Source organism: Terrisporobacter muris (assembly GCF_024621905.1).
GTDB classification, from domain to species: Bacteria; Bacillota; Clostridia; order Peptostreptococcales; family Peptostreptococcaceae; genus Terrisporobacter; species Terrisporobacter muris.
Window position 1 is genome coordinate 1 of sequence record NZ_JANKBY010000025.1, and the last position, 23,069, is coordinate 23,069.

At 29.7% G+C, this 23,069-nt stretch carries 19 protein-coding genes; 18 read left to right on the plus strand and 1 reads right to left on the minus strand.

Annotated features, from left to right (window positions below; all coding sequences use genetic code 11):
• From NSA58_RS03735 to NSA58_RS03820, 18 genes are all read left to right on the plus strand, one after another.
• On the plus strand, positions 1-1,362 hold a 1,362-nt coding region (locus NSA58_RS03735), incomplete at its 5' end, for a M14 family metallopeptidase (protein WP_257560117.1).
• 79 nt (positions 1,363-1,441) lie between these two features.
• Entirely contained in the window at positions 1,442-3,208 is a 1,767-nt protein-coding gene (locus NSA58_RS03740) for a GAF domain-containing SpoIIE family protein phosphatase (RefSeq protein ID WP_039679013.1), read from the plus strand.
• Between the two features lie 8 nt (positions 3,209-3,216).
• Entirely contained in the window at positions 3,217-3,819 is a 603-nt protein-coding gene (locus NSA58_RS03745; protein ID WP_039679012.1) for a flavodoxin family protein, read from the plus strand.
• Positions 3,820-3,862: 43 nt separating this feature from the next.
• Positions 3,863-5,272, plus strand: a complete 1,410-nt coding sequence (locus NSA58_RS03750) for a sigma-54 interaction domain-containing protein (protein ID WP_039679011.1) — start codon at positions 3,863-3,865, stop codon at positions 5,270-5,272.
• Between the two features lie 214 nt (positions 5,273-5,486).
• Positions 5,487-6,557 (plus strand): 2,4-diaminopentanoate dehydrogenase, encoded by a 1,071-nt coding sequence (gene ord, locus NSA58_RS03755; protein WP_074429420.1) that lies wholly within the window; start codon positions 5,487-5,489, stop codon positions 6,555-6,557.
• Positions 6,558-6,602: 45 nt separating this feature from the next.
• Positions 6,603-6,911, plus strand: a complete 309-nt coding sequence (ortA, locus tag NSA58_RS03760; protein WP_039679009.1) for a 2-amino-4-oxopentanoate thiolase subunit OrtA — start codon at positions 6,603-6,605, stop codon at positions 6,909-6,911.
• Positions 6,904-8,337 carry a 2-amino-4-oxopentanoate thiolase subunit OrtB gene (gene ortB, locus NSA58_RS03765; RefSeq protein ID WP_074079732.1) on the plus strand — a complete coding sequence of 478 codons (1,434 nt, stop codon included), beginning with the start codon at positions 6,904-6,906 and terminating at the stop codon, positions 8,335-8,337. The genes ortA and ortB overlap by 8 nt, the downstream gene beginning before the upstream one ends.
• 69 nt (positions 8,338-8,406) lie before the next feature.
• A complete protein-coding gene (locus tag NSA58_RS03770) occupies positions 8,407-8,817 on the plus strand; it encodes an ornithine aminomutase subunit alpha (RefSeq protein WP_074079731.1) in 411 nt (136 codons plus the stop codon).
• Positions 8,811-11,018 carry a D-ornithine 4,5-aminomutase subunit OraE gene (gene oraE, locus NSA58_RS03775; RefSeq protein ID WP_039679006.1) on the plus strand — a complete coding sequence of 736 codons (2,208 nt, stop codon included), beginning with the start codon at positions 8,811-8,813 and terminating at the stop codon, positions 11,016-11,018. Before NSA58_RS03770 ends, oraE begins: the two co-directional genes overlap by 7 nt.
• Positions 11,011-12,414 (plus strand): GlmL-related ornithine degradation protein, encoded by a 1,404-nt coding sequence (locus NSA58_RS03780; RefSeq protein ID WP_277613703.1) that lies wholly within the window; start codon positions 11,011-11,013, stop codon positions 12,412-12,414. Before oraE ends, NSA58_RS03780 begins: the two co-directional genes overlap by 8 nt.
• On the plus strand, positions 12,399-13,460 hold the full coding sequence (gene orr, locus NSA58_RS03785) for an ornithine racemase Orr (RefSeq protein WP_074429421.1): 1,062 nt from the start codon (positions 12,399-12,401) through the stop codon (positions 13,458-13,460). The genes NSA58_RS03780 and orr overlap by 16 nt, the downstream gene beginning before the upstream one ends.
• 10 nt (positions 13,461-13,470) lie before the next feature.
• A complete protein-coding gene (locus NSA58_RS03790; protein ID WP_074429422.1) occupies positions 13,471-14,820 on the plus strand; it encodes an alanine/glycine:cation symporter family protein in 1,350 nt (449 codons plus the stop codon).
• A 39-nt stretch (positions 14,821-14,859) separates the two neighbouring features.
• Positions 14,860-16,509 (plus strand): M20/M25/M40 family metallo-hydrolase, encoded by a 1,650-nt coding sequence (locus NSA58_RS03795; protein ID WP_074429423.1) that lies wholly within the window; start codon positions 14,860-14,862, stop codon positions 16,507-16,509.
• Positions 16,510-16,579: 70 nt separating this feature from the next.
• A complete protein-coding gene (gene nhaC / locus NSA58_RS03800; protein WP_074429424.1) occupies positions 16,580-18,022 on the plus strand; it encodes a Na+/H+ antiporter NhaC in 1,443 nt (480 codons plus the stop codon).
• 241 nt (positions 18,023-18,263) lie between these two features.
• Positions 18,264-19,433: a chorismate synthase gene (gene aroC, locus NSA58_RS03805; RefSeq protein WP_074429425.1), complete on the plus strand. Its 1,170-nt coding sequence runs from the start codon at positions 18,264-18,266 to the stop codon at positions 19,431-19,433.
• A complete protein-coding gene (gene aroB / locus NSA58_RS03810) occupies positions 19,421-20,527 on the plus strand; it encodes a 3-dehydroquinate synthase (RefSeq protein WP_074429426.1) in 1,107 nt (368 codons plus the stop codon). Before aroC ends, aroB begins: the two co-directional genes overlap by 13 nt.
• Positions 20,520-21,785, plus strand: coding sequence for a 3-phosphoshikimate 1-carboxyvinyltransferase (aroA, locus tag NSA58_RS03815; RefSeq protein ID WP_039679000.1), 1,266 nt, complete (start codon positions 20,520-20,522; stop codon positions 21,783-21,785). Before aroB ends, aroA begins: the two co-directional genes overlap by 8 nt.
• 101 nt (positions 21,786-21,886) lie before the next feature.
• Positions 21,887-22,450, plus strand: a complete 564-nt coding sequence (locus NSA58_RS03820) for a phosphate propanoyltransferase (protein WP_039678999.1) — start codon at positions 21,887-21,889, stop codon at positions 22,448-22,450.
• Positions 22,451-22,507: 57 nt separating this feature from the next.
• On the opposite strand, the gene NSA58_RS03825 is transcribed toward NSA58_RS03820, so the two are convergent.
• Positions 22,508-22,873 carry a winged helix-turn-helix transcriptional regulator gene (locus NSA58_RS03825; protein WP_039678998.1) on the minus strand — a complete coding sequence of 122 codons (366 nt, stop codon included), beginning with the start codon at positions 22,871-22,873 and terminating at the stop codon, positions 22,508-22,510.
• Positions 22,874-23,069: the final 196 nt, after the last annotated feature.

The window sequence follows — 23,069 nt, forward strand, 5'->3', positions numbered from 1 at the left end:
AATAGAGATTATGAAAAATCTTTAGATGCTATTTTAAATAAACTAGTAGATAACAAATACGTAAGTAAAAGAATATTAAGTAAGGATTCATCAAATAAATACAATATTTATAGCTATGATTTTAAACCAATCAATTATGAAAAAACAATAGTTTTAATTTCGGGTATACATGGAAATGAATATACCCCTTTTTTTGGTGTAGCTAGATTTTTAGAATTATTATGTAAAGAAGATGTAAATCATGAAGAATTAAATTATATTAAGAATAAAGTAAGGTTAATTTTTGTACCAAGTGTTAACCCTTGGGGGTTTGAAAATGATAGTAGAAATAATTATAATGACGTTGATCTAAATAGAAACAGTGATTATTTATGGGAAGAATATAATAGTTTAAAATCTAAAAAAGGCCAAATTTATTACAAGGGTGAAAGTCCTTTTAGTGAAATAGAAATGAAAAGTATAAAGAAGTTAGTAGAAGATGTATATGAAGATAATTTAGTTGGATTAATAGACTTGCATAATATTATTTCAGTAGATGCTGAAAGAATAGTTTACTATCCTAGATTTGTAGATAATTACTTAGGTAGATTTATCGACACTCTTAAAAAGTTTAACTCTAATGAAAATAGAACTATTTTTGGATCTTCCATATCACCTGTTTTTAGTAATTATGTATGTGAAAGGTATAAAATACCAGCTCTTTGTCTTGAGTGGAGGGAAAATCTTCATGGAAGAGGAAGAGATAAAAATGATATGAGCAAATATGTAGAGTTCTTAGGAAATTTTATAATTGAATTTGCAAAAATAGAAAGTAATACGGAAGCTTATGCAAACACTCAACCTTTTAATAAGTTTTTAATTTGGAATAAAAGTGATGAAGATGGATATAGAGTTTTAAAGTCAAATAATTATATTACTATGGAAAATGTGTCTTACTCAATACCTTTAAAAAGAAATTATATAGTAAATTTAAATGGAAATATTAAAATAAAAGTGAAAAAAAGCTGTACTTTAAGTATATTACCGTGCTTATATCAAGTATGTAGTAAAGAACAAAGCTATAAGAAGTGTAATGAAAATCTATGGTTTTCGCATGATATTCATTTGAATGAAGGTGAGTACGTTGTACCAATTACAGCTACTGTTAATGGATTTCATACAAATTATAATGAGATAGATAATTTAAAAAGAGTGGGGAATTTGGAATTTTTATTAAGATTTAAAACTAATGTTGTAAGCAGTGTGTATATAGAAAATTTTAAAATTAATTTAACTTTTATTCCTAGTGACAAAGGAATTGCCACAGAAGTACTAGACTTAAATAATAACAAATCTTTATTCCCAAAAGACGTAAAAAGGTAATTTGTATATATAAATAAAAGATAATATGTTACAATAAGTTCTAGAAAAAGGAAATCTTATAGGAGGGAAGGATGTATTTATGAGCAATATTAGTATGAAGATGAAAAATTTAGTAGAGATATCTTCATTAGTTGCAGAGTCTACTAATTTCTTTGAGATAAAGGACAAAATAATAGAAAAAATGCTTGAAGTAGTTTTTCCTAGAAAAGCTTGTGTTAATTTATTTTATAACAATGACTATGAGCATGCTTATCTAGTATGTTCAAATAGCCTGGAATACATAAAGCAAACTTTTAAATCTAAGGATGCCAAGGGTGTGAAGTTTGATTTTTATGAAGATTATCCTGAGTATATTCACGATGCAGTAGAATATAAAAAAATTATTTATATAAAAAATGTTTTTGAAGATGAAAGAGCTATAAAGGAAAGAGACTTGGCAAATCATGAACACTATACAGGAAGGATTGTATTTCCCTTAATATATAATAAAAAAGTAGTAGGTTTTATGACTTGTTTTTTAGATGAGAGTGATGTTTTAAAGGATGAAGATATAGATTTCGTCTCTTCCATAGCATCCCTAATAGCTTTATCTATAGAAATAACAGAAAAAAATAGTGAAAAGAATTTTATAATAGATAAACTTAGAAATTCTCTAGAACTAATAAGTGAAGCTACAAGAAAACTTTATCAAAATAAAAATATAGATGAGTTTTTAGTACATTTGAGTGAAATAGCTAAGAAAATTACAAATAGTAGAGATTCAGTTATTTTAATAGATAAGAATAATTGTAAAAATAAAATATTTAGATCTTATTGTAAACTTGATGAAAGAGATACCAATGTAGAAGATACTATTAAGTTACTTTTATCAAAAAATGTTCCGGGATTATATGTAAATGATACAAATCTAGAAAGAGAAATAACTTTAAATGTAGATACGTATATTTTCTATAAGTTATCTAATGAATCTGAATCAATAGGTGTAATTTTATGTACAGATGGTAAAAAGTATGAAGATGATGATTTAAATATATTAAGTATATTATCAAAGCAAGTTACAGTTGCTATGCAACTTTATGACTATAGTGAGCAAAATGTAAAACATAAATTAATTGCTAAGGAACTAAATATTCTTAATAAACAGCAAAAACTTATTATGAACGATAGTAAAATAAAGTGTAATTATGAGAAAGAGTTAGAATTTTATCATAGACCAGCAACAGTCGTAGGTGGGGATTTTTACTATGCTCACAAAATTGATGATAAAAGAGTAGCTTTTATTATAGCAGATGTAATGGGGCATGGTATTGTTGCGAACTACATGGTTGCAATGATAAAAGGAGCTTTTAAAACATTGTGTTATCAATATAAAACACCTGGTGAAATAGCTACACATTTAAACAAAATATTATATGATGAGTTCGATAAGATGGGTGTATTTGCCACAGCTTTAATAAATGTATTTGATACAGAAAGAAATATATTGTCTGTTTCTAATGCAGGACACTATAGTCCTATAATTATTGATGATAATGGTGAACTTGTGGAAAGTCTTAATTGCAAAAAAGGAATCCCTATAGGGGTATTACCAGATGGAGAATATCATAGTAATACATTTAGTATAGAAAATTACCCTATGGTATTTATGTTTACAGATGGAACTTTAGAGATCAAGAATCAGTATAAAGAAGAGTTTGGTTTAGACAGACTAAAGAACTTTGTTAAAAGTAATTATAAAAATAATAAAAATAAAATTGTAGAAAATCTAAAAAAAGAAACAGAAAAATTTACTGGAAATGATAATTTTGATGATGATATTTTAATTCTAATGCTAAAGAATATATAGGAGGGGTTATGGATAAAAAGCATAAAGTTTTGATTATTAATGGCAGTCCTAGAAGAAGTAAAAATTGTAGTAAAATAATTGAAAACATAACTAATAAATTAGATGAAAATCAAATTAACTACGAAGTATTAAATATTTACAAAATGAATATAGATTATTGCATAGCCTGCGGATACTGTGAAAGAACTGGAAAATGTGTAATAAAAGATGATATGACACCTTTATATGAAGAATTTGATAAATCCATAGGGACTATTGTAGTAAGTCCAATGTTCTTCCAAAGTATTTCAACAAAAATAAAAACATTAGTAGATAGAACTCAAGCATTTTACTCAAGTAAATATATATTAAAGCAGCCTTCTATAGATGTAAAAAAAGAACGAAGAGGAATGTTTATAGCTGTAGGAGGCCAACCTAAATATGAAAATCAATTTTTAGGCGGACAACTTGTAATGGATTTATTTTTTAAGTGTATAAATACTAAATTAATTTCAAATGTTTATATGAGCAATAGTGATGAAGTACCGTTTAGTGAAAATAAAGTATTTCAAGAAGAGTTAAATGGAGCGGTGATAAATTACGTAAAAGAAATAAGTGATCTTATAGAATAATAAAAAATTCATAATTAAGTCAGTTATTTTGGAGGGGGAGCTATTGAATTTAGAACTATATGAAATATTAATGAGGGAAATATTAATAAATATTGATGAGGGGATACATTTTATAGACAATAAGGGTAAAACAATAATCTATAATGACTGTATGGAAAAAATAGAAAAAATGAGTAAAAATTATGTAATGAGTAAGTCATTTGTGGATATTGTTGATGAAATGAATATAAAAAATAGCACATTGTTAGAGGTACTAAATAAAAAAAAGACCATAGAAAATAATATGCAGAGATATGTTGATAAAAATGGAAAAGAAATAACTACGTTAAATACTACAATCCCAATTATAAATGGCAATGATTTCATAGGTGCTTTAGAAATATCAAAGGATATTACAACAATAGAAACTTTATCTAAGCAAGTAACAAACTTAAAAAATAATTCAACAAATAAAGAAAATAAATTAGAAGGAAGATATAGATTTGAAGATATTATAGGAAACAGTAAGTTGATGAAAGCTTCTATTAAAAAGTGTGAGAAAGCAAGCAAGTCTGATGCATCAGTTTTTATATATGGAGAAACTGGAACTGGTAAAGAATTAATTAGCCAATCTATACATTATGCTAGTAATAGAAAAGAACATCCTTTTATAGCACAAAATTGTGCAGCGCTACCAGAATCTTTATTTGAAGGAATACTTTTTGGAACTATAAAAGGAGGATTTACGGGAGCAGTCGATAGGCCTGGTTTGTTTGAACAAGCCAACAAAGGAACTTTATTATTAGACGAAATAAATTCAATGCCTATGGCTCTACAGGCAAAACTACTTAGAGTGTTACAGGAAGGTTATGTTAGAAGAGTCGGAGGAACAAAAGACATACCTGTTGATGTTAGAGTTATAGCGACAACTAATGAAAGTCCAACTCAAATATTAAACGAAAATAAAATAAGAAGAGATTTATACTATAGACTGAATGTAATAAATATAGAAATACCACCATTAAGAGAAAGAAAAGAAGACATATCATTGCTTTGTGATATGTTTATTAAAAAATATAATAAAAAATTGAACAAGAACGTAAAGGGTATTTCTTATGATAGTATTAATTATTTAAAAAAACATAGTTGGCAAGGAAATGTAAGGGAATTAGAAAATGTAATATATTCAACTATGAGTATGATGGACAATGAAAAAAATATAGTTCCTGAAATGATTCATTTAAATGATTATTATAATTTGAAAGAAAAAAAAATAAATGATGGCTATTCTTTGGACGATTTAGAATACAAAACATTAGATCATATTATAGGAGATATAGAAGAAGGATATATAATAGAATCTTTAGAAAAAACGGGATACAATATTAGTAAGGCAGCAGCTATTCTGGGAATAAATAGGCAAAATTTGCAGTATAAAATGAAAAAGTATAATATAAAAAATTTTAATAAATAAAAAGAGCAAAAAAATTTGCGTAAGAGCAAAACTTTTTGCTCTTTTTTTTGTTAAAAAAAATTAATTAGAAAAAAGATTCAAATTAAAAAAAAATATATATGAGCTAAACACAAGGCTTGAGAAAAAATTAAGCTTAATAATTTAAAGTTGGCATAATTTGTGCTTTATAAAAATTGTAAGAAAATTAAAATAATTTATTTGGGAGGATTTAGTAATGAGAAAAGTAAGAATAGGAATTTGGGGATTTGGAGCAATGGGAACAGGAATGGCAAATATGATATTAAAAAAAGATGGTATGGAAATAGTATCAGTTTGCAGCAGAAGTACTGCAGGTAAAAGCATATATGATGTCTTAGATATAGAAAGAGGAGATAGAAACGAAGTTATTATAAATGGTAACTATGAAGAAGCTTTTACAGAAAAAAGTTGTGATGTTGTTTTATTAGCGACTGACTCTTTTACAAAAAAAGCTTTTGATAAAATAATTTATCTATTAGAGAAAAAAATTAATGTTATTTCTACTGCTGAACAAATGGCATATCCACAAGCTGATGATCCAGACTTAGCTAAAAAAATGGATGAAGTTGCAAAAGAGAATGGTGTAAGTGTTTTAGGAACAGGTATAAATCCAGGATTTGTATTAGATTTATTAGTTTTAGCTTTATCAGGAACTTGCGAAGAAGTTAATAGTATAAGTGCTAAAAGAGTAAATGATTTATCTCCATTTGGAAAAGCAGTTATGGTAGAACAAGGAGTAGGTGTAAGTAAAGAAGAATTCTTAAAAGGTGTAGAAAATAATACAATAGCAGGTCATGTCGGATTTGTGGAATCAATAAATATGATTGCAGATGGACTAGGATGGAAGTTAGATAAAATAGAGCAAACAAAAGAGCCGATAATGACTACAGTAGACAGACAGTCTAAATATGGAGAAGCTTTAGCAGGAAATGTTGCTGGTTGTAGACAATGCGGATACGGATATGTAAATGGAAAAGTTTTAGTAGAAATGGAACATCCACAACAAATAATACCAGAAGCTGAAGGAACTAAAACAGGAGATTATATATCAATAAAAGGAATACCAAATATAGATTTACAAATAAACCCTGAAATACCTGGAGGAATAGGAACATATGCAATGATAGTAAACTCTATACCTCTAATAATAAATGCAAGACCAGGTCTAAAAACTATGTTAGATATACCAGTACCAAGAGCAATAATGGGTGATGTAAGAGATCAAATAGAAGTTGAATTAGAAGAAGATGCAACAGTAGAGATATAAGGATTGAAGTTGAAAATTAGATAGTAGGCAAAGGGGGAGAACAAAATGGATGCAAAATGTAATGATTGGGTTATTATACACAATCTAGTATTAACACCTGATGAAAGAGCTCCACAAGTTCCAGATGATACTAAGAAAGTGCCATTGGAAATGTGGGTAAAAGGATTTATACAAAAAGATGCTAATATAGGGGATTTGGTTGAAGTAAAAACTATAACAGGAAGACTTGTAAAAGGTAATTTAGTTCAAGTAAATCCATATTATACTCATGACTATGGTAAGTGCATACCAGAGTTACTTCAAATAGGAATTCAAGCAAAGGAAATATTATTTGGAGGTGAAGATAATGAGTAGTAGTGTTTTACAAAAAGATATGAGTTATGAAGCTGTTATGGGTAGAAAAAATGAAATAATGAAAAATGCCATAGGATTAGATTATTCTACTTTTGAAGAAAATGGTATTGGATTTGATTATGAAAAAATGATGAGTGAAACTGGATACACACTTGAAGAGATAGAGTCTATTCAATCACAATATGCTGTAGGGAACACTCCAATAATAGAACTTAAAAATTTAACTAAGTTAGCAAGAAAATGTGCTCCAAAAGGAAAAGGAGCTAGAATTTTTATAAAAGATGAGGCAATGAATGCTTCTGGTAGTTTCAAAGCAAGAAGAGCAGCTACTGCTGTATACCATGCAAAAAAAATGGGATATAAAGGTGTAATAGCAGCAACTAGTGGTAATTATGGTGCGGCCGTAGCATCTCAAGCAGCTATGCAAGGTTTAAAATGTATAATAGTTCAAGAGTGCTATGATTCAAAGGGAATAGGACAGCCAGAAATTATTGAAAAAGCAAGAAAATGTGAAGCTTATGGTGCAGAAGTTGTTCAATTAACAGTTGGGCCAGAGTTATTTTATACATTTTTAGCTTTACTTGAGGAAACAGGATATTTTAATGCTTCTTTATATTCTCCATTTGGTATAGCTGGTGTTGAAACTTTAGGAGATGAATTATCTACTCAATTTAAACAAAAATATGGAAAAAATCCTGATGTAGTTGTTTGTACTAATGCAGGCGGTGGCAACCTTACAGGAACAGCAAGAGGCTTAATAAAAGCTGATGCTTTGAATACTCAAGTTGTAGGCGCTAGCGTTGACTTAAAAGGATTACATATGGCTAGTGACAGTCAGTTTAATAGAAAATCCTTTACTACAGGACATACAGGTTTTGGAATTCCATTTTGTACATGGCCAGATAGATCTGATGTTCCTAGATCAGCAGCTAGACCACTTAGATATATGGATAGATATGTGTTAGTTAAACAAGGAGAGGTATTTTATATAACTGAGTTGTTGGCACAGTTAGAAGGTATTGAAAGAGGTCCTGCAGGAAATACATCTTTAACAGCAGCATTTTCTTTAGCACAAGAGTTAGATGAGGATAAAATTATAGTAGTTCAAGAAACTGAATACACTGGAGCTGGAAAGCATATTAATCCTCAACTTACTTTCGCCAGAGAAAATGGAATAGAAATAAAATTTGGTAATCCAAAAGATGAAATCGCTGGTGAAAATTTAATACTACCACAAAGTCCAGAACTATTAAAATGTGTAGATGTTGATATGAATAAAATAAGAAGATCTTATATAAAAAATTGTGTATTAAACAATAAAATAGATGATGTCGATAATTTAAGTAATGAAGATATTGAGTTTCTAATGAAAGAGACAAAGACTTCTAGAGAGTTTGTAATAGAAGTTTTAGATAATTTGAAATAGGAGTTATTAAATAAATATAAATAGGTGAAAACCATAGTTATAGTGGTAAATAAATGAGGGGGAATATATATGGAAAAAAGACAAGATGATTTTGAAGTTAGAAGAAAACATCTTCAAGAACTAAGTGATCAACAACTAAAAGACAGATTCTGGCAATTAGCAAGCCAAATAGTTGAGCCAATGGTAGAATTAGGTAGAAAAAATACAACACCATCAATAGAAAGATCTATTTTACTTAGAATGGGATTTTCTTCTCTTGAAGTAAAACCAATATTAGAGGGAGTTATGGAAAGAGGATTAATAGGAAAAGGTGCTGGTCATGTAGTTTATAAATTAGCAATGAAAAAAGGGATAACAGTTAGAGAAGCAGGATTAATGTTAATAGATGGTGAAGGTTGGGATGAAGTAGTAGATTTATTTCATAACAATGAAAAATCAACTATGGAAGTAACTGGAGAGGGGGAAAAAGTAGAATGCTAAAAGAAAATAAAAAATTAGATATAGATTATATTCTTAAAGATCTAGACAAATATAGACCAAAAAGAAGAGGATGGACATGGAGAGAACATGTAGAAAATCTTGAGATGGGTCCATTTGAATACAAGCAAGCTACAAAACCTCTAAAAGATGGTGTTGCATTACCATCAGCAAAATATTTTAATAATATAGACCCTCAACCAGTACCTGTTATAACTACTGAAATTGCATCAGGAAGATTTGAAGATGATATAAGAAGAATGAGAATGGCAGCTCACCATGGTGCAGATCACTTAATGGTTATAAGAACTGCTGGACAATCACACTTTGATGGACTTATAGAAGGTACCCCTCAAGGTATTGGTGGTGTTCCGATAACAAGAAAGCAAGTTAGAGCTCAAAGAAAAGCCCTAGACTTTATAGAAGAAGAAGTTGGAAGACCTATTAATTATCATTCATATGTAAGTGGTATTGCAGGGCCAGAAGTAGCAGTAATGTTTGCTGAAGAAGGAATAAATGGAGCACATCAAGATCCACAATATAACGTTTTATATAGAAATATAAACATGATAAGATCTTTTGTAGATGCTTGTGAAGCTAAAAAAATAATGGCTTTTGCTAATATGGCTCAAATAGATGGAGCTCATAATGCCAATGCAACTGCAAGAGAAGCATGGAAGGTAATGCCAGAACTTATGGTTCAACATGCTTTAAACTCAATTTTTTCTGAAAAAATAGGGATAGATAAAACTAATATTTGCTTATCAACAGTTCCTCCAACAGCTCCTCCTGCTCCTTGTTTAAGAATTGATTTACCTTATGCTGTTGCACTTAGAGAATTTTTCAGTGACTATAAAATGAGAGCTCAAATGAATACTAAATATATGGATTCATCTACTAGAGAAGCAACAGTTACTCATGTGTTGAACTTATTAACATCAGTATTAACTAGGGCAGATGTGCAATCAACTATAACTCCTGACGAAGGCAGAAATGTTCCATGGCATATTTATAATATAGAAGCATGTGATACAGCTAAACAAGCCTTAATTGGTATGGATGGACTTATGGATATGATAGAACTTAAAAATGTAGGTGAATTAAGAGATAAGTCTAGAGAAATCAAAGAAAGAGCAGTTCTTTACATGGAAGAAATAATTGAAGCTGGTGGATATTTCGAAGCTGTTGAGCAAGGATTCTTTGTTGATTCAGGAAATTATCCAGAAAGAAACGGAGATGGAATATCAAGAAAAATAAAAGGAGGAGTTGGAGAAGGCACTGTTTACGAAAGAGATGAAGATTATTTTGCACCTGTAACTGCTCACTTTGGATATAATAACGTAGCTCAATATGATGAAAATGCTATAGATAATCCAGCTTCATTAATAGGAGGTTCTACTTTTGAAAATCCTGAAAAAATAGTGTATATAGATGAACTTGATGATTTTGATAATGTTGAAACAAGATTAAAAGAATCAGAAGAATATAGACTTGGAACTAAAATAAAGCCTGAGATGGAATGGTGTGCAGACGGTATTGTTATGATAACAATGATGCTTCCAACAGATAAAAGAACTGCTGAATTTGCAGCTCTTGAATTTGGTAAAAAGATGAATTTGGAAGATATTGAAGTTATAAGTAGAGAAGTTATGCATGAATCTGAAGGTACTAGAATTGAAATGAAAGGTAAAGTTCCTTTTGATATAGATATAAATGATTTAGTTATACCAGAAGAACCGAAAGTATTAACTGATGAAGAAATTAGAGAAGACATAGATGCTAAACCTATGAAAATTGTTGCAGCAACAGTGGGAGAAGATGAGCATTCAGTTGGGTTAAGAGAAATAATAGATATAAAACATGGTGGTATAGAAAAATATGGTATAGAGTGTCATTATCTAGGAACTTCAGTACCAGTAGAAAAATTAGTAGATGCAGCAATAGAATTAAATGCTGACGCTATATTAGCATCTACAATAATAAGCCATGATGATATACATTATAAAAATATGAAGAAGTTACATGAGTATTGTATAGAAAAAGGAATAAGAGATAAAGTAATGATCGCTTGTGGAGGAACACAAGTAACACCTGAAATAGCCATTGAACAAGGAGTAGATGCAGGTTTTGGAAGAAATAGCAAAGGTATAAATGTAGCTACTTTCTTAGTAGAAAAAAGAAGAGAAATGAATCAAAATGTCTAAAAGCATATTAGAAATAGATGTCATAGTTGCAGAAATAGGAAGCACAACAACAGTTGTAAACGCCTTCAATAATATTAATGGTGAAGACCCTGAATTTTTAGGTCAGGGTCAATCACCTACTACAGTTTTCGAAGGTGGAGATGTAAGAAATGGCTTATCAGGTGCCATTAAAGATTTAGCGGCAAATTTAAATGTAGGAGAAATTAAATATAAAGATATGTTTGCAACATCAAGTGCTGCTGGAGGATTAAAAATGACTGTTCATGGATTGGTTTATGATATGACGGTAAAAGCAGCAAAAGAAGCAGCACTCGGTGCAGGTGCAGTTATTAAGCAAGTTACAGCTGGAAAAATAAAAAGAACTGACTTAAAAAAAATAAAAGAAATAAAACCAAATATAATTTTGATAGCTGGTGGAGTGGATTATGGAGAAAGAGACACTGCCATATATAATGCAGAAATGATATCATCTTTAAATCTAGGAGTGCCAGTTATATATGCTGGCAATGTGGAAAATCATGAAGAAGTTAAGTTAATATTTGAAGAGAGTAATTACAAGCTTTATATAGCGGAAAACGTATACCCTAAAATTGATTTATTAAATATAGAACCAACAAGAAAAATTATCCAAGATGTATTTGAAGAACATATAACTAAAGCTCCAGGTATGAAATACATAAAGGATATGGTGAATGAAAATATAACACCAACTCCTGGTGCGGTAATGGAGGCATCTAAACTTCTTTATAGAAACATTGGTGACTTGTTGACTTTAGATGTAGGTGGAGCAACTACAGATGTTCACTCTGCTACTGAAGGGAGTGAATTCATTAACAAAATACTAGTAAACCCAGAACCTGTTTCAAAAAGAAGTGTAGAAGGTGATTTGGGTGTATATGTAAATATGAAAAATATAGTAGAAGTTATTGGTAAAGAAAGTTTACAAGAAGAGCTATCAATAGATATAGACTCAATAATGAACAATTATCCGCCAATACCAAAATCAAAAGAAGAAATACTATTTGTTGAAAGGTTGACAAAAGAAGCAGTTATAAAAGCTATTATAAGACACGTAGGGAGAATAAGGAATATTTATGGAACTAATGGAAAAAGCAAAATAGCAGAAGGCAAGGATTTAACAGGTGTTAAGTATATAATTGGAACAGGTGGAGCACTTACTAGACTTCCAAATAGGGTTGAAATTTTAGAATATGTAACTAGGTACAACAAAAATAAAGAATTACTACTGCCAAAAGAAAATACAAAAATACTAATAGATAATGATTATATTATGGCCTCTATTGGTGTTTTATCTAAGAAATATGAAGAGGCATCTTTAAAACTTATGCTAAAAAGTTTAAATTTTGAGGAGAAGAAGCTATGTACCCTAAATTAGAAATTGATATAAATAAACTAAAACAAAATGTCAAAGTTATTTCTCATATGTGCCATGATAACAATATAAGTTTAGCTTTTGTAACTAAATCATTTTGTGCAAGAGAGAAAGTAGTAGAGAAGTTAGTTGAAGAAGGTATAGATTATATTGCAGACTCTAGAATAAATAATTTAAAAAAATTAAAAAATATAGATTTACCGAAGATGCTTATTAGAATACCAATGATAAGTGAGTTAGAAGAAGTTGTAGAATATAGCGATATAAGTTTTAATTCAGAGTTGAAAACAATAAAGGCATTAAATGAAATATGTGAAAGAAAAAATATAATCCATAAAATAGTTTTAATGTTTGACTTGGGAGATCTAAGAGAAGGGTATTTTTATGAAGAGGATTTGTTTAATAATATAAAAAATATTCAGAAATTTAAAAACATTAAAATAATTGGTATAGCAACAAATTTAACATGTTATGGAGCAATTATACCATCTCCAATAAATACAGGAAGATTAGTTGAAATAGCAAGAAAAGTTGAAAATGAGTTTGACTTAAAACTAGAAATAGTGTCAGGAGGAAACTCAAGTTCATTAGATCTATTGATGAATGATGATATGCCAAGAGGGGTAACTAATCTTAGAATAGGAGAATCAATAGTTCTTGGAAGAGAAACAGCATATGGAAAAAACATAAAAGGAACATATCAAGATGCGTTCAAACTTGTATGTGAAATAGTTGAGTGCAAAGAAAAACCATCAGTACCAATAGGGGAAATAGGTATTGATGCTTTTGGAAATAAACCTGTATACGAAGATAAAGGGATTTTAAAAAGAGCAATTGTAGCAATTGGTAAGCAGGACATAGATACAGATTCATTAATGCCAATAGACACTTCTATAGAAATACTAGGAGCAAGTTCAGATCACATGATACTGGATGTTACTAAAAGTAACAAAAACTATAATATAGGTGATAAAGTGGAATTCTTATTAACTTATGGAGGTTTAATGTCAACTAGTACAAGTGATTATGTAGAAAAAATAATTTATTAGGGGTGAGGAAATGTTTAATTTATTGGAAAGTATAACAAGTTGGTTATGGACGTATCCAGTTTTAATAGTTTTAGTAGGTGGAGCAATAATTATGACATTTACACTAAGATTTTTTCAGTTTACAAAATTACCTTTTATATTAAAACAAACATTTGGGAAAATATTTAGCAAATCTAGTGGAGATGGAACAATAAGTCCATTTCAAGCAGCTACTTCAGCATTAGCTTCAACTATAGGGGCATCCAACATTGTTGGTGTTCCTATAGCCATAGCTACAGGAGGTCCAGGAGCTGTATTTTGGATGTGGTTAATTGCATTATTTGGTTGTTCTCTTAAATACTCAGAAATAATATTAGGAATAAAATATAGAATTAAGAATGAAGATGGAGAGTATGTAGGTGGACCTATGTATTATATAAGAGATGGAGCTAAATTGCCATGGTTAGGTACTTTATTCGCATTTTTCTTAATGATAGAAATAGCCCCATCAATATCAACACAAACAGCATCATTTGTACAAAGTGCAGCAACTATAAATATAACACCTGTAGTATCAGGTCTTTTCTTAATCGCATTTGTAGGATTTATTGTATATGGTGGTATAAAAAGAATAGGGAAAATATCTGAAAAGTTAGTTCCTATAATGGCAACTATATATATGGCTATGGTTTTAATAGTTATAGCAGTAAATTTTGAACAATTACCTAATGCATTCGCTCTAATATTTAAAGGTGCGTTTACGCCTCAAGCAGGATTTGGAGGGTTTGTTGGAGCTACAATAGTTCAGACTATAAAAGCTGGAGCAGCAAGAGGAGCGTATTCAAATGAAGCAGGTATGGGTACTTCTACTATAGCTCATAGTGCAGCTATTACAGACCATCCAGCAAGACAAGGATTGTGGGGAATATTTGAAGTAATAGTTTCTACTTTGATGATATGCAGTGTATCGGCTTTATTAGTATTAACTACAGATGTATGGCATAAATTTGGAGCTAGTAATGCTGCATCAATGCCTGCTGCAGCAATGCAGACTGTATTTGGGAATACACTTGGTGGAGGAATAATAACTGTTTGTATGCTTATGTTTGTATTCTCTACTATAGTAGTTATAATATTTTATGGTGAAAAACAAGCAGAATATTTATTTGGAAGTAAGTTTTCTAAAATAATGAGAGTTGTTTATTTATTATTTATAGCAGTTGGAGCAACTATGGATTTAAGTAAAATTATCGTATTATTAGATTTTACTTTAGCAGGAGTAATAGCTACCAATATGATAGGAGTATTGCTACTTAGAAAAGAAGTAAAAGAAGAATCAGATACTTTCTTTGAAAATGAGAAATTAATAAAAAATAAGTAGTAATTAAGTAAATAAATTAAAGTTTATTAGGAGGAAAAAATGGAATTAAATTTATCTAAAAGAATAGAAGAAATAGCAATTTCATTAACTGAGCAATTTAGTGTTGTTGAGACCCTAGGAGAAATAGATTCTGCAAATAAAGTACACGAAATTTTTAGTGAAATGAATTATTATAAAGAAAACCCTAAGGATTTAAGATTTATAAATGTACCAAATGATCTATGGAAAAGAAAGTCTGTAATGGCAATATTAAGAGGGAAAAAAGGTAACAGTAAGAAAACAGTTATTATGATTGGTCATACAGATACAGTAGGTGTATCTGATTATGGAAATTTAAAAGACTACGCAAATAGGCCTTATGAATTAACAGAAATGTTTAAAGAAGTAAGTCTTCCAGATGATGTTAAAAAAGATTTAGAATCAGGAGATTATCTATTTGGAAGAGGATTATTTGATATGAAAACTGGTGATGCTATAATTATGGCAATAATGGAGGAAATATCAAAAAATATTAATGAATTTGAAGGCAATTTAATATTCTGTGCAGTCTGTGATGAAGAAGGAAATTCAGGAGGCATGCTTTCTTGTATACCTGAACTAGTAAGGATAAAAGAAGAAGAGCAATTAGATTATTTAGCATTATTAGATACTGATTATATGACATCAGAATATGAAGGTGACGAAAATAAATATGTATATGTAGGAACAGTTGGAAAATTAATGCCATCATTTTATATAGTAGGTAAAGAAACACATGTAGGAGAAGCTTTTAAAGGAGTTGATCCTAATAATATATCATCAGAAATATTAAAAAAGATAAATTTAAACGTAGATTTTTGCGATAAAGTAGAAGGAGAAGTATCTTTGCCTCCTGTATCTTTAAAACAAAGAGATTTAAAACCAGAGTATTCAGTGCAAACAGCTAAAACAGCTACACTATTCTTTAATTATGCAACACATTCTAGCACACCAGACGAAGTTCTTATAAAAATGAAAAATGCAGCAAATGAAGCCTTTAAAAATGTTATAGATAGCTTAAACAATCAATATAAAAGGTATACAGAACTGACTAATAGAGAGTATAAAAAATTACCTTTTGAACCAAGAGTCCTTACTTATACACAGTTGTATGAGAATGTAATAAAAGAATTGGGACAAAAAGCAAAAAATCATATGGAAAAATTTGAACAAGAAATGTTAAAAGACAATTCAATAGACCAAAGAGATTTTTCTTTAAAAATGGTTGAAGAATTACATCGTCTGTGGTCAGATAAAGATCCTGTAGTAATTGTGTATTTTACACCACCATATTATCCACACATATATATAGAAGGTAAAAATAAAAAAGAAACAGATCTATTGGATGCAGTTAGAGATGCAGTAGATGATACAAAAACTAAATATAATATTGTTTATAAGAAATTCTTCCCATATATTAGTGATTTAAGTTATGGATCTGCACCACAAGATGTGGAAATAATTAATGCATTAAAAAACAATATGCCGGGATTTGGAAGTAAATATAATTTACCATTAGAGGATATGCAAAAACTTGATTTACCTGTACTAGACATAGGAAGCTTTGGAAAAGATGCTCATAAGTTTACTGAGCGTATAGAAAAAGAGTATAGTTTTGAAGTTGCACCAATGTTAGTATATAAAACTATAAATAATTTACTAAAAAACTAATTTAAAAATAGAAGCATATATTAAAAAAATAATAGAATAGGTTATTTTACAAACAGGAGGAAAACGTTTTATGAAGGGGAAGAGTGGAAGGAAAGCAACTCTATTTGACGCAATGATACCAATCACAGCTTTGATGTTATTTTTAGGTGTGGGAATATTTATGTATGGAGCATCACCTCATGTTCCATTAGTAGGAGCCACAGCAGTAGCGGGAATTGTGGCTGTTTATAGGCTGGGATTTAAGTGGAAAGATCTTGAAACAAGTATGTTTGATAGTATTAAGATGGCTATGCAAGCCATATTAATTATTATGATAATAGGTATACTAATAGGTACTTGGATAGTTAGTGGAGTAGTTCCATGTATGATTTATTGGGGCTTAAAAATTTTATCACCAAATATATTTTTAGTAGCAGCAGTTTTGGTATGTGCTGTTGTGTCTCTTGCAACAGGATCATCTTGGAGCACAATGGGAACTGTTGGAGTGGCTCTTTTAGGCATAGGCCAAAGTTTAGGTATTCCTATTGGACTAGTTGTAGGATCTATAATATCTGGTGCTTATTTTGGAGATAAATTATCACCATTATCTGAGACAACTAACTTAGCTCCAGCAATGGCAGGTACAGACTTATTTACACATATCAAATACATGCTTTATTCAACAATACCATCATTAATAATTTGCTTGGTAATATATGGTGTAATGGGGATGAAATATTCCGGGCAAGCTTTAGATGTAAGTCAAATTGAATTAATTAGAAATACATTATCATCCTCTTTTAACACATTATCACCAGTATTATTATTAGCACCTGTAATAGTAATAGGTCTTGTTATATTTAAAGTTCCAGCTATACCAGGGTTAATAGTAGGCGCTGTAACAGGTATATTATTTGCAGTATTTTTACAAGGGCAATCAATAGGTGCCATATTAGAAGCAGCTCAAAATGGATATGTGTCACAAACAGGAGTAGCATTAGTAGATGATTTGCTATCTAAAGGTGGACTTATGAATATGATGTCTACAGTATCTATGACAATATGTGCTTTATCTCTTGGTGGTATATTAGAGAAAACAGGTATGCTTGAAGTAATTGCTTCATCTTTATTAAGATTTGCAAAAGGCATATTTGGAACAGTATTATGCACAATGGTAACTTGTTTCTTTACAAACGCAATTGCAGGTGAACAATATTTGTCTCTTGTTATACCAGGAAGAATGTATAGTAAAGAATATCAAAAAAGAGGTATACACCCTAAAATGCTATCAAGAGCATTAGAAGATAGTGGAACATTAAGTTCTCCATTGGTGCCATGGAATACATGTGGTGCTTATATAGCTGGAACACTAGGTGTATCAGCATTTGTATATGCTCCATATGCACTATTAAACATTATAAATCCAATAGTATCATTAATATTAATTGCATGTAAAATTAAAATAGCTAAAATAGATGACGAACCTGAAACTTGTTTAAATATTAACGATAATGAATCTATTACCTTAGTTTAATTATTTGTTATAAATAAACGAAAATTTATATTAGTAAAATTTATATATAATAGTTATTGCAGTAAGATTTGATTTAATCTTGTTGTAATAACTATTTTATTTGCATTTAAAGTAAGAATATAAGAGACTAGCTATTAGATTATGTCTAATAGCTAGTTTTTTTATGTAAAACTAATATGTCTTTTTTTTACTTATTTTGATAAACTAATAAAATAAGTAAAAATTAGAGAAGGAGAATAATATGCTTAGATATTTAACGAGTGGAGAATCTCATGGACAAGGTTTAATAACTATTATTGATGGTATACCATCAAATATAGAACTTAATATAGATGAAATAAATGAAGAATTAAGAAAACGTCAAGGCGGATATGGTCGTGGCGGTAGGATGAAAATAGAAAAAGATAAAATTAATATAATAGGAGGTGTAAGAGGAAAGAAAACTATTGGGGCTCCTATTTCTTTTGAAATAAAAAATAAGGATTTTGAAAATTGGGAGAAATATATGTCTCCGATGAATGACATAGATGAAAAAGGGAAAATAGTAGAAAATGTAAGACCAGGACATGCTGACTTAGTAGGTTGTTTAAAATATGATTTTGATGATGCTAGAAATGTATTAGAAAGATCATCAGCTAGAGAAACGGCATCAAGGGTAGCAGTGGGAGCTATTTGTAAACAAGTTCTTAAAAACTTCGACATAGAATTTTTATCTCATGTGGTGCAAATTGGAGAAATAAAAGATGACAAAATCTATGACTTTGATTATATTAAAGAAAATGTGGATAATAGTGAAATAAGGTGCGTAAATAAAGACTTAGAAGAAAAAATAAAAAGCAAAATAGATAAATGCAGAAAAGAAGGAGATACTTTAGGAGGAATAATAGAAGTTAGAGTTAAAAATTTAATACCAGGTCTTGGATCTTATACTCATTTTGATAAAAAAATAGATGGACATTTAGCTATGCATTTGATGGCAACACAAGCAATAAAAGGTGTGGAAATAGGATTGGGATTTGAAACCGCTACACTTACAGGTTCAGACGTTATGGATGAGATACTATATAATGAAGAAAATGGAATAACTAGAAAAAGTAATAATCTAGGTGGAATAGAAGGTGGAATGACTACAGGGGAGGAGATTATCATAAGGTGTGCTATGAAACCCATACCAACTTTATATAAACCATTGGATACTATAAATATAAATACATTAGAAAAATATAAAGCTAGTGTGGAACGATCAGACTCTTGTGCAGTTCCTGCTTGTTCCATCGTGTGTGAAAATATTGTAGCTTTTGTAATCTGCAAGTTTTTCTTAGACAAAATAGGAGGAGACTCTTTAGAAGATTTACAAAACAATTATAAATCTTATATGAAAAGGTTAGGTGATAGAGGATGGAAAAAATAATCAATAATACTTGTAAAATATACATTGATGAAGGATATAGAAATTTTCAAAAAAGCTTATGCGAAGCTTGCAATGTGGATTCTGCAGAAGAATTAAATGAAATTTATGATGCTTACTTTGTAATTTGTGACTACAATACATATAATACTCAACTACATGAAATGATGAAACACCTTAAGGGAAAATATGTTTATGAATATATAATAAATCCTGGTGAAGATTCAAAATCCATAGAAGATTATGAAAAAATAATGAACTACTGTATAAAAGTAAATCTTAGTAGAAAATCTCTAGTAATAGCTTTAGGTGGAGGTGTAGTTGGGGATTTGGCAGGATTTGTCGCAGCCACATATATGAGGGGAATCGATGTGGTACAAATACCAACGACTTTATTATCTCAAGTAGACTCTTCCATAGGAGGAAAAACGGGTATAAACTTAGGTAATAGCAAAAATATAATAGGTGCTTTTCATCAACCTAAAATAACATATATAAATATAGAAGCTTTAAAAACTTTACCAGAAGAAGAATATTTAAGTGGCATGGGAGAAGTAATAAAATATGCATTTATAGAAGGTAATGTTTGTGAAGGAAAAATGGGCTTCCTGAATTTTTTACTGGAAAATCATGAGGAAATTTTAGATAGAAAAACTACAACTTTATTAAAAATGGTGAAAACATGCGCAGAAGTTAAGGCGAATGTAGTAGATAAAGATGAAAAAGAAGGAAATTTTAGAAAAATCTTAAATCTTGGTCATACTTTTGGCCATGGGATAGAAAAACTGTGTCACATAAGTCATGGCAAAGCAGTGGTTATTGGAATGAATATGGCTTTTAAATTATCATTAGAAAAAAAACTAATTGACGAAAAGTATTATAATAAATTTACAAGTTTATGTGAAAAATTTAACTTACCTATAACTTTTGAATATGAAGATGTTAATAAAGTATTTAATATAATGAAAAATGATAAGAAAAATAGTTTCTTCAAAATAAACCTTGTACTTCCTGTAGGTGAAGGTAAAGTAGAAGTATTTGATAATATAGAAGAAAATCTTATTATGAACGTAATAAAGGAGTGTAATAATGCTTAAAGGAAGTTTTGAGTTAATTGGAGATAAATCCATATCACATAGAGCAATTATGTTTTCATCTATATCTAAAGGTAAAAATAAAATTAGTAATTTTCTTATGGGAGAAGATTGCTTATCTACAGTAAATTGTTTTAGAAAAATGGGTGTGGACATTGAAATAAATAATAATGAAGTTTATGTAATTGGAAAAGGTCTAAGAGGGTTGAAATCACTAGAAGCAAATCTACTTTTAGATGTGGGAAACTCTGGAACAACTATAAGGCTTATGATGGGAATTTTAGCTGGGCAAAATTTCAAAACAACAATCATGGGAGATGAGTCTATAGGAAAAAGGCCTATGAAAAGAGTTACGGATCCATTAAGACAAATGGGAGCTATGATAACAGGTAAAGAGGATGCGAACTTAACGCCCATAACTATTGAGGGTGGAAACTTAACTCATATAGACTATCATATGCCAGTATCATCTGCACAAGTAAAATCATCATTAATCTTAGCTAGCTTATATGGAGATGATACAAGTTTTATTCATGAAAAAGTAAGAAGTAGAAATCATACAGAGATTATGCTTAAATCTTTTGGAGCGGATATAGAAGTGAATAATCTAGATATAAAGATAAACCCCGTTGAGGAATTATTTAATAATGATATTTATGTGCCTGGAGATATATCTTCTGCAGCTTTTATTATGGTGGGAGCTTTAATAACAGAAAACTCAGAAGTATTAATAAAAAATGTTGGTTTAAATGATACAAGAGTGGGAATTATAGAAGTGATAAAGAAAATGAATGGAAATATAGAAATAGTAGATGAACACGAGATCTGTGGAGAAAAGGTTGGGAATGTTTTAGTAAGATACAGTCCTAACTTAATAGGAACTACTATAGACAAAGATTTAATTCCGAAACTAATAGATGAAATTCCAATAATTGCAGTTCTGGCAACCCAAGCAGAAGGTGATACTATTATAAAAGATGCAGAAGAATTAAAAGTAAAAGAAAGTAATAGAATTAAATCTGTTGTAGACAACCTAAACTTAATAGGTGCAAAAGTAATAGAACTTGAAGATGGAATGATAATAAAAGGAAAAACTTATCTACAAGGCGGAAAGATTCAAACATTTAATGATCACAGAATAGCTATGTCATTTTCCATTGCAAATTTAATTAGTAGCAATAAAGTCATCCTAGATAGTGACAATTGTATTGATATTTCTTTTCCAGGTTACTTCAATTTATTAAAGAAATTATCAAAATAATCAATATGGTTTGATTTTACATAAAAATTTATGTATAATTGAATTGCATACAATAATTAGAAATAATTATATACAAGAAAAATTTTGGGAGGTTATATTTTATGAAATTACCAATAGCATTATCAAATAAACATATACATTTAAGCCAAGCTGATGTTGAAGCTTTATTCGGAGCAGGATATGAGTTAACTCACAAAAAAGACTTATCTCAACCAGGACAATATGCTTGTGAAGAAATGGTAGAAGTAGTAGGACCAAAAGGATCAACTAAAATGAGAGTTTTAGGACCAACTAGACCAGAATCTCAAGTTGAAGTATCTTTAGCAGACGCTAGAGGATTAGGACTTGCTGTTCCAGTTAGACAATCAGGAGATGTTGAAGGAACTCCAGGATGTAAATTAGTAGGGCCTAAAGGTGAAGTAGAATTAGAAAGAGGAGTAATAGTTGCTTCAAGACATATACACATGAGTTTAGAAGATGCTGAAAACTTCGGTGTTAAAGATAAAGATGTAGTTTCAGTTCAAACTGAAGGAGAAAGAGGACTTTTATTCAACAACGTATTAGTTAGAGCTAATGCTGCTTTCAAATTAGAAATGCATGTTGACTTAGAAGAAGGAAACGCTGCTGGAGTTAAAAACGGAGACTTAGTAACTTTAGTAAAATAATTATATAAATAAAAAAGTATGTACAATGTACATACTTTTTTATTTAGGCATATTAACTTAGTCAGATGCTTTCGAATAATGAATCCCATAATTATACATTTCTTTTAACATAGGTACTATCTTATTACCTATGTCAGTTAGACCATATTCAACCTTAGGTGGAAATACAGGATAAACTTTTCTATATATAAGTCCATCTTCCTCAAGGCTTCTAAGCTGATTAGTTAACATTTTTTGAGTTACATGTGGTAATTTTCTTTTTAAATCACTAAATCTTAATGAACCACCACATAAATACCATAAGATTAAAATTTTCCATTTACCTGATATTAATTTGTGAACTAGTATCATAGGGCATGTATCAAATTTTTTACAATCTTTTTTATTGTGGCATGAATTATGAGAGTTGAAGCTAGTTGTCATTGTTAACACCTCTAATATATTAATTTGTAATCTTTTAAATTAACAGAAAAATTATATCACTAATATTAAATAAAAATCAATAAAGTTAAAAAGTTGAGCATTATAATAATAGTATACTTTTAGATACTATGTATAAAAATAGTGCCTTATTGATAAAAAGTACAAATACGAATAATATATAAATGTAATAACTTAG

Excerpts from the sequence above, each read along its gene's own strand:
- aroB (WP_074429426.1), top strand. The coding sequence starts at position 19,421 with ATGGAAAAAATAATCAATAATACTTGTAAAATATACATTGATGAAGGA.
- NSA58_RS03820 (WP_039678999.1), top strand. The coding sequence starts at position 21,887 with ATGAAATTACCAATAGCATTATCAAATAAACATATACATTTAAGCCAA.
- NSA58_RS03740 (WP_039679013.1), top strand. The coding sequence starts at position 1,442 with ATGAGCAATATTAGTATGAAGATGAAAAATTTAGTAGAGATATCTTCA.
- NSA58_RS03795 (WP_074429423.1), top strand. The coding sequence starts at position 14,860 with ATGGAATTAAATTTATCTAAAAGAATAGAAGAAATAGCAATTTCATTA.
- aroC (WP_074429425.1), top strand. The coding sequence starts at position 18,264 with ATGCTTAGATATTTAACGAGTGGAGAATCTCATGGACAAGGTTTAATA.
- ord (WP_074429420.1), top strand. The coding sequence starts at position 5,487 with ATGAGAAAAGTAAGAATAGGAATTTGGGGATTTGGAGCAATGGGAACA.
- orr (WP_074429421.1), top strand. The coding sequence starts at position 12,399 with ATGTACCCTAAATTAGAAATTGATATAAATAAACTAAAACAAAATGTC.
- oraE (WP_039679006.1), top strand. The coding sequence starts at position 8,811 with ATGCTAAAAGAAAATAAAAAATTAGATATAGATTATATTCTTAAAGAT.
- NSA58_RS03770 (WP_074079731.1), top strand. The coding sequence starts at position 8,407 with ATGGAAAAAAGACAAGATGATTTTGAAGTTAGAAGAAAACATCTTCAA.
- ortA (WP_039679009.1), top strand. The coding sequence starts at position 6,603 with ATGGATGCAAAATGTAATGATTGGGTTATTATACACAATCTAGTATTA.
- aroA (WP_039679000.1), top strand. The coding sequence starts at position 20,520 with ATGCTTAAAGGAAGTTTTGAGTTAATTGGAGATAAATCCATATCACAT.
- NSA58_RS03780 (WP_277613703.1), top strand. The coding sequence starts at position 11,011 with ATGTCTAAAAGCATATTAGAAATAGATGTCATAGTTGCAGAAATAGGA.
- NSA58_RS03790 (WP_074429422.1), top strand. The coding sequence starts at position 13,471 with ATGTTTAATTTATTGGAAAGTATAACAAGTTGGTTATGGACGTATCCA.
- ortB (WP_074079732.1), top strand. The coding sequence starts at position 6,904 with ATGAGTAGTAGTGTTTTACAAAAAGATATGAGTTATGAAGCTGTTATG.
- NSA58_RS03745 (WP_039679012.1), top strand. The coding sequence starts at position 3,217 with ATGGATAAAAAGCATAAAGTTTTGATTATTAATGGCAGTCCTAGAAGA.
- NSA58_RS03825 (WP_039678998.1), bottom strand. The coding sequence starts at position 22,873 with ATGACAACTAGCTTCAACTCTCATAATTCATGCCACAATAAAAAAGAT.
- nhaC (WP_074429424.1), top strand. The coding sequence starts at position 16,580 with ATGAAGGGGAAGAGTGGAAGGAAAGCAACTCTATTTGACGCAATGATA.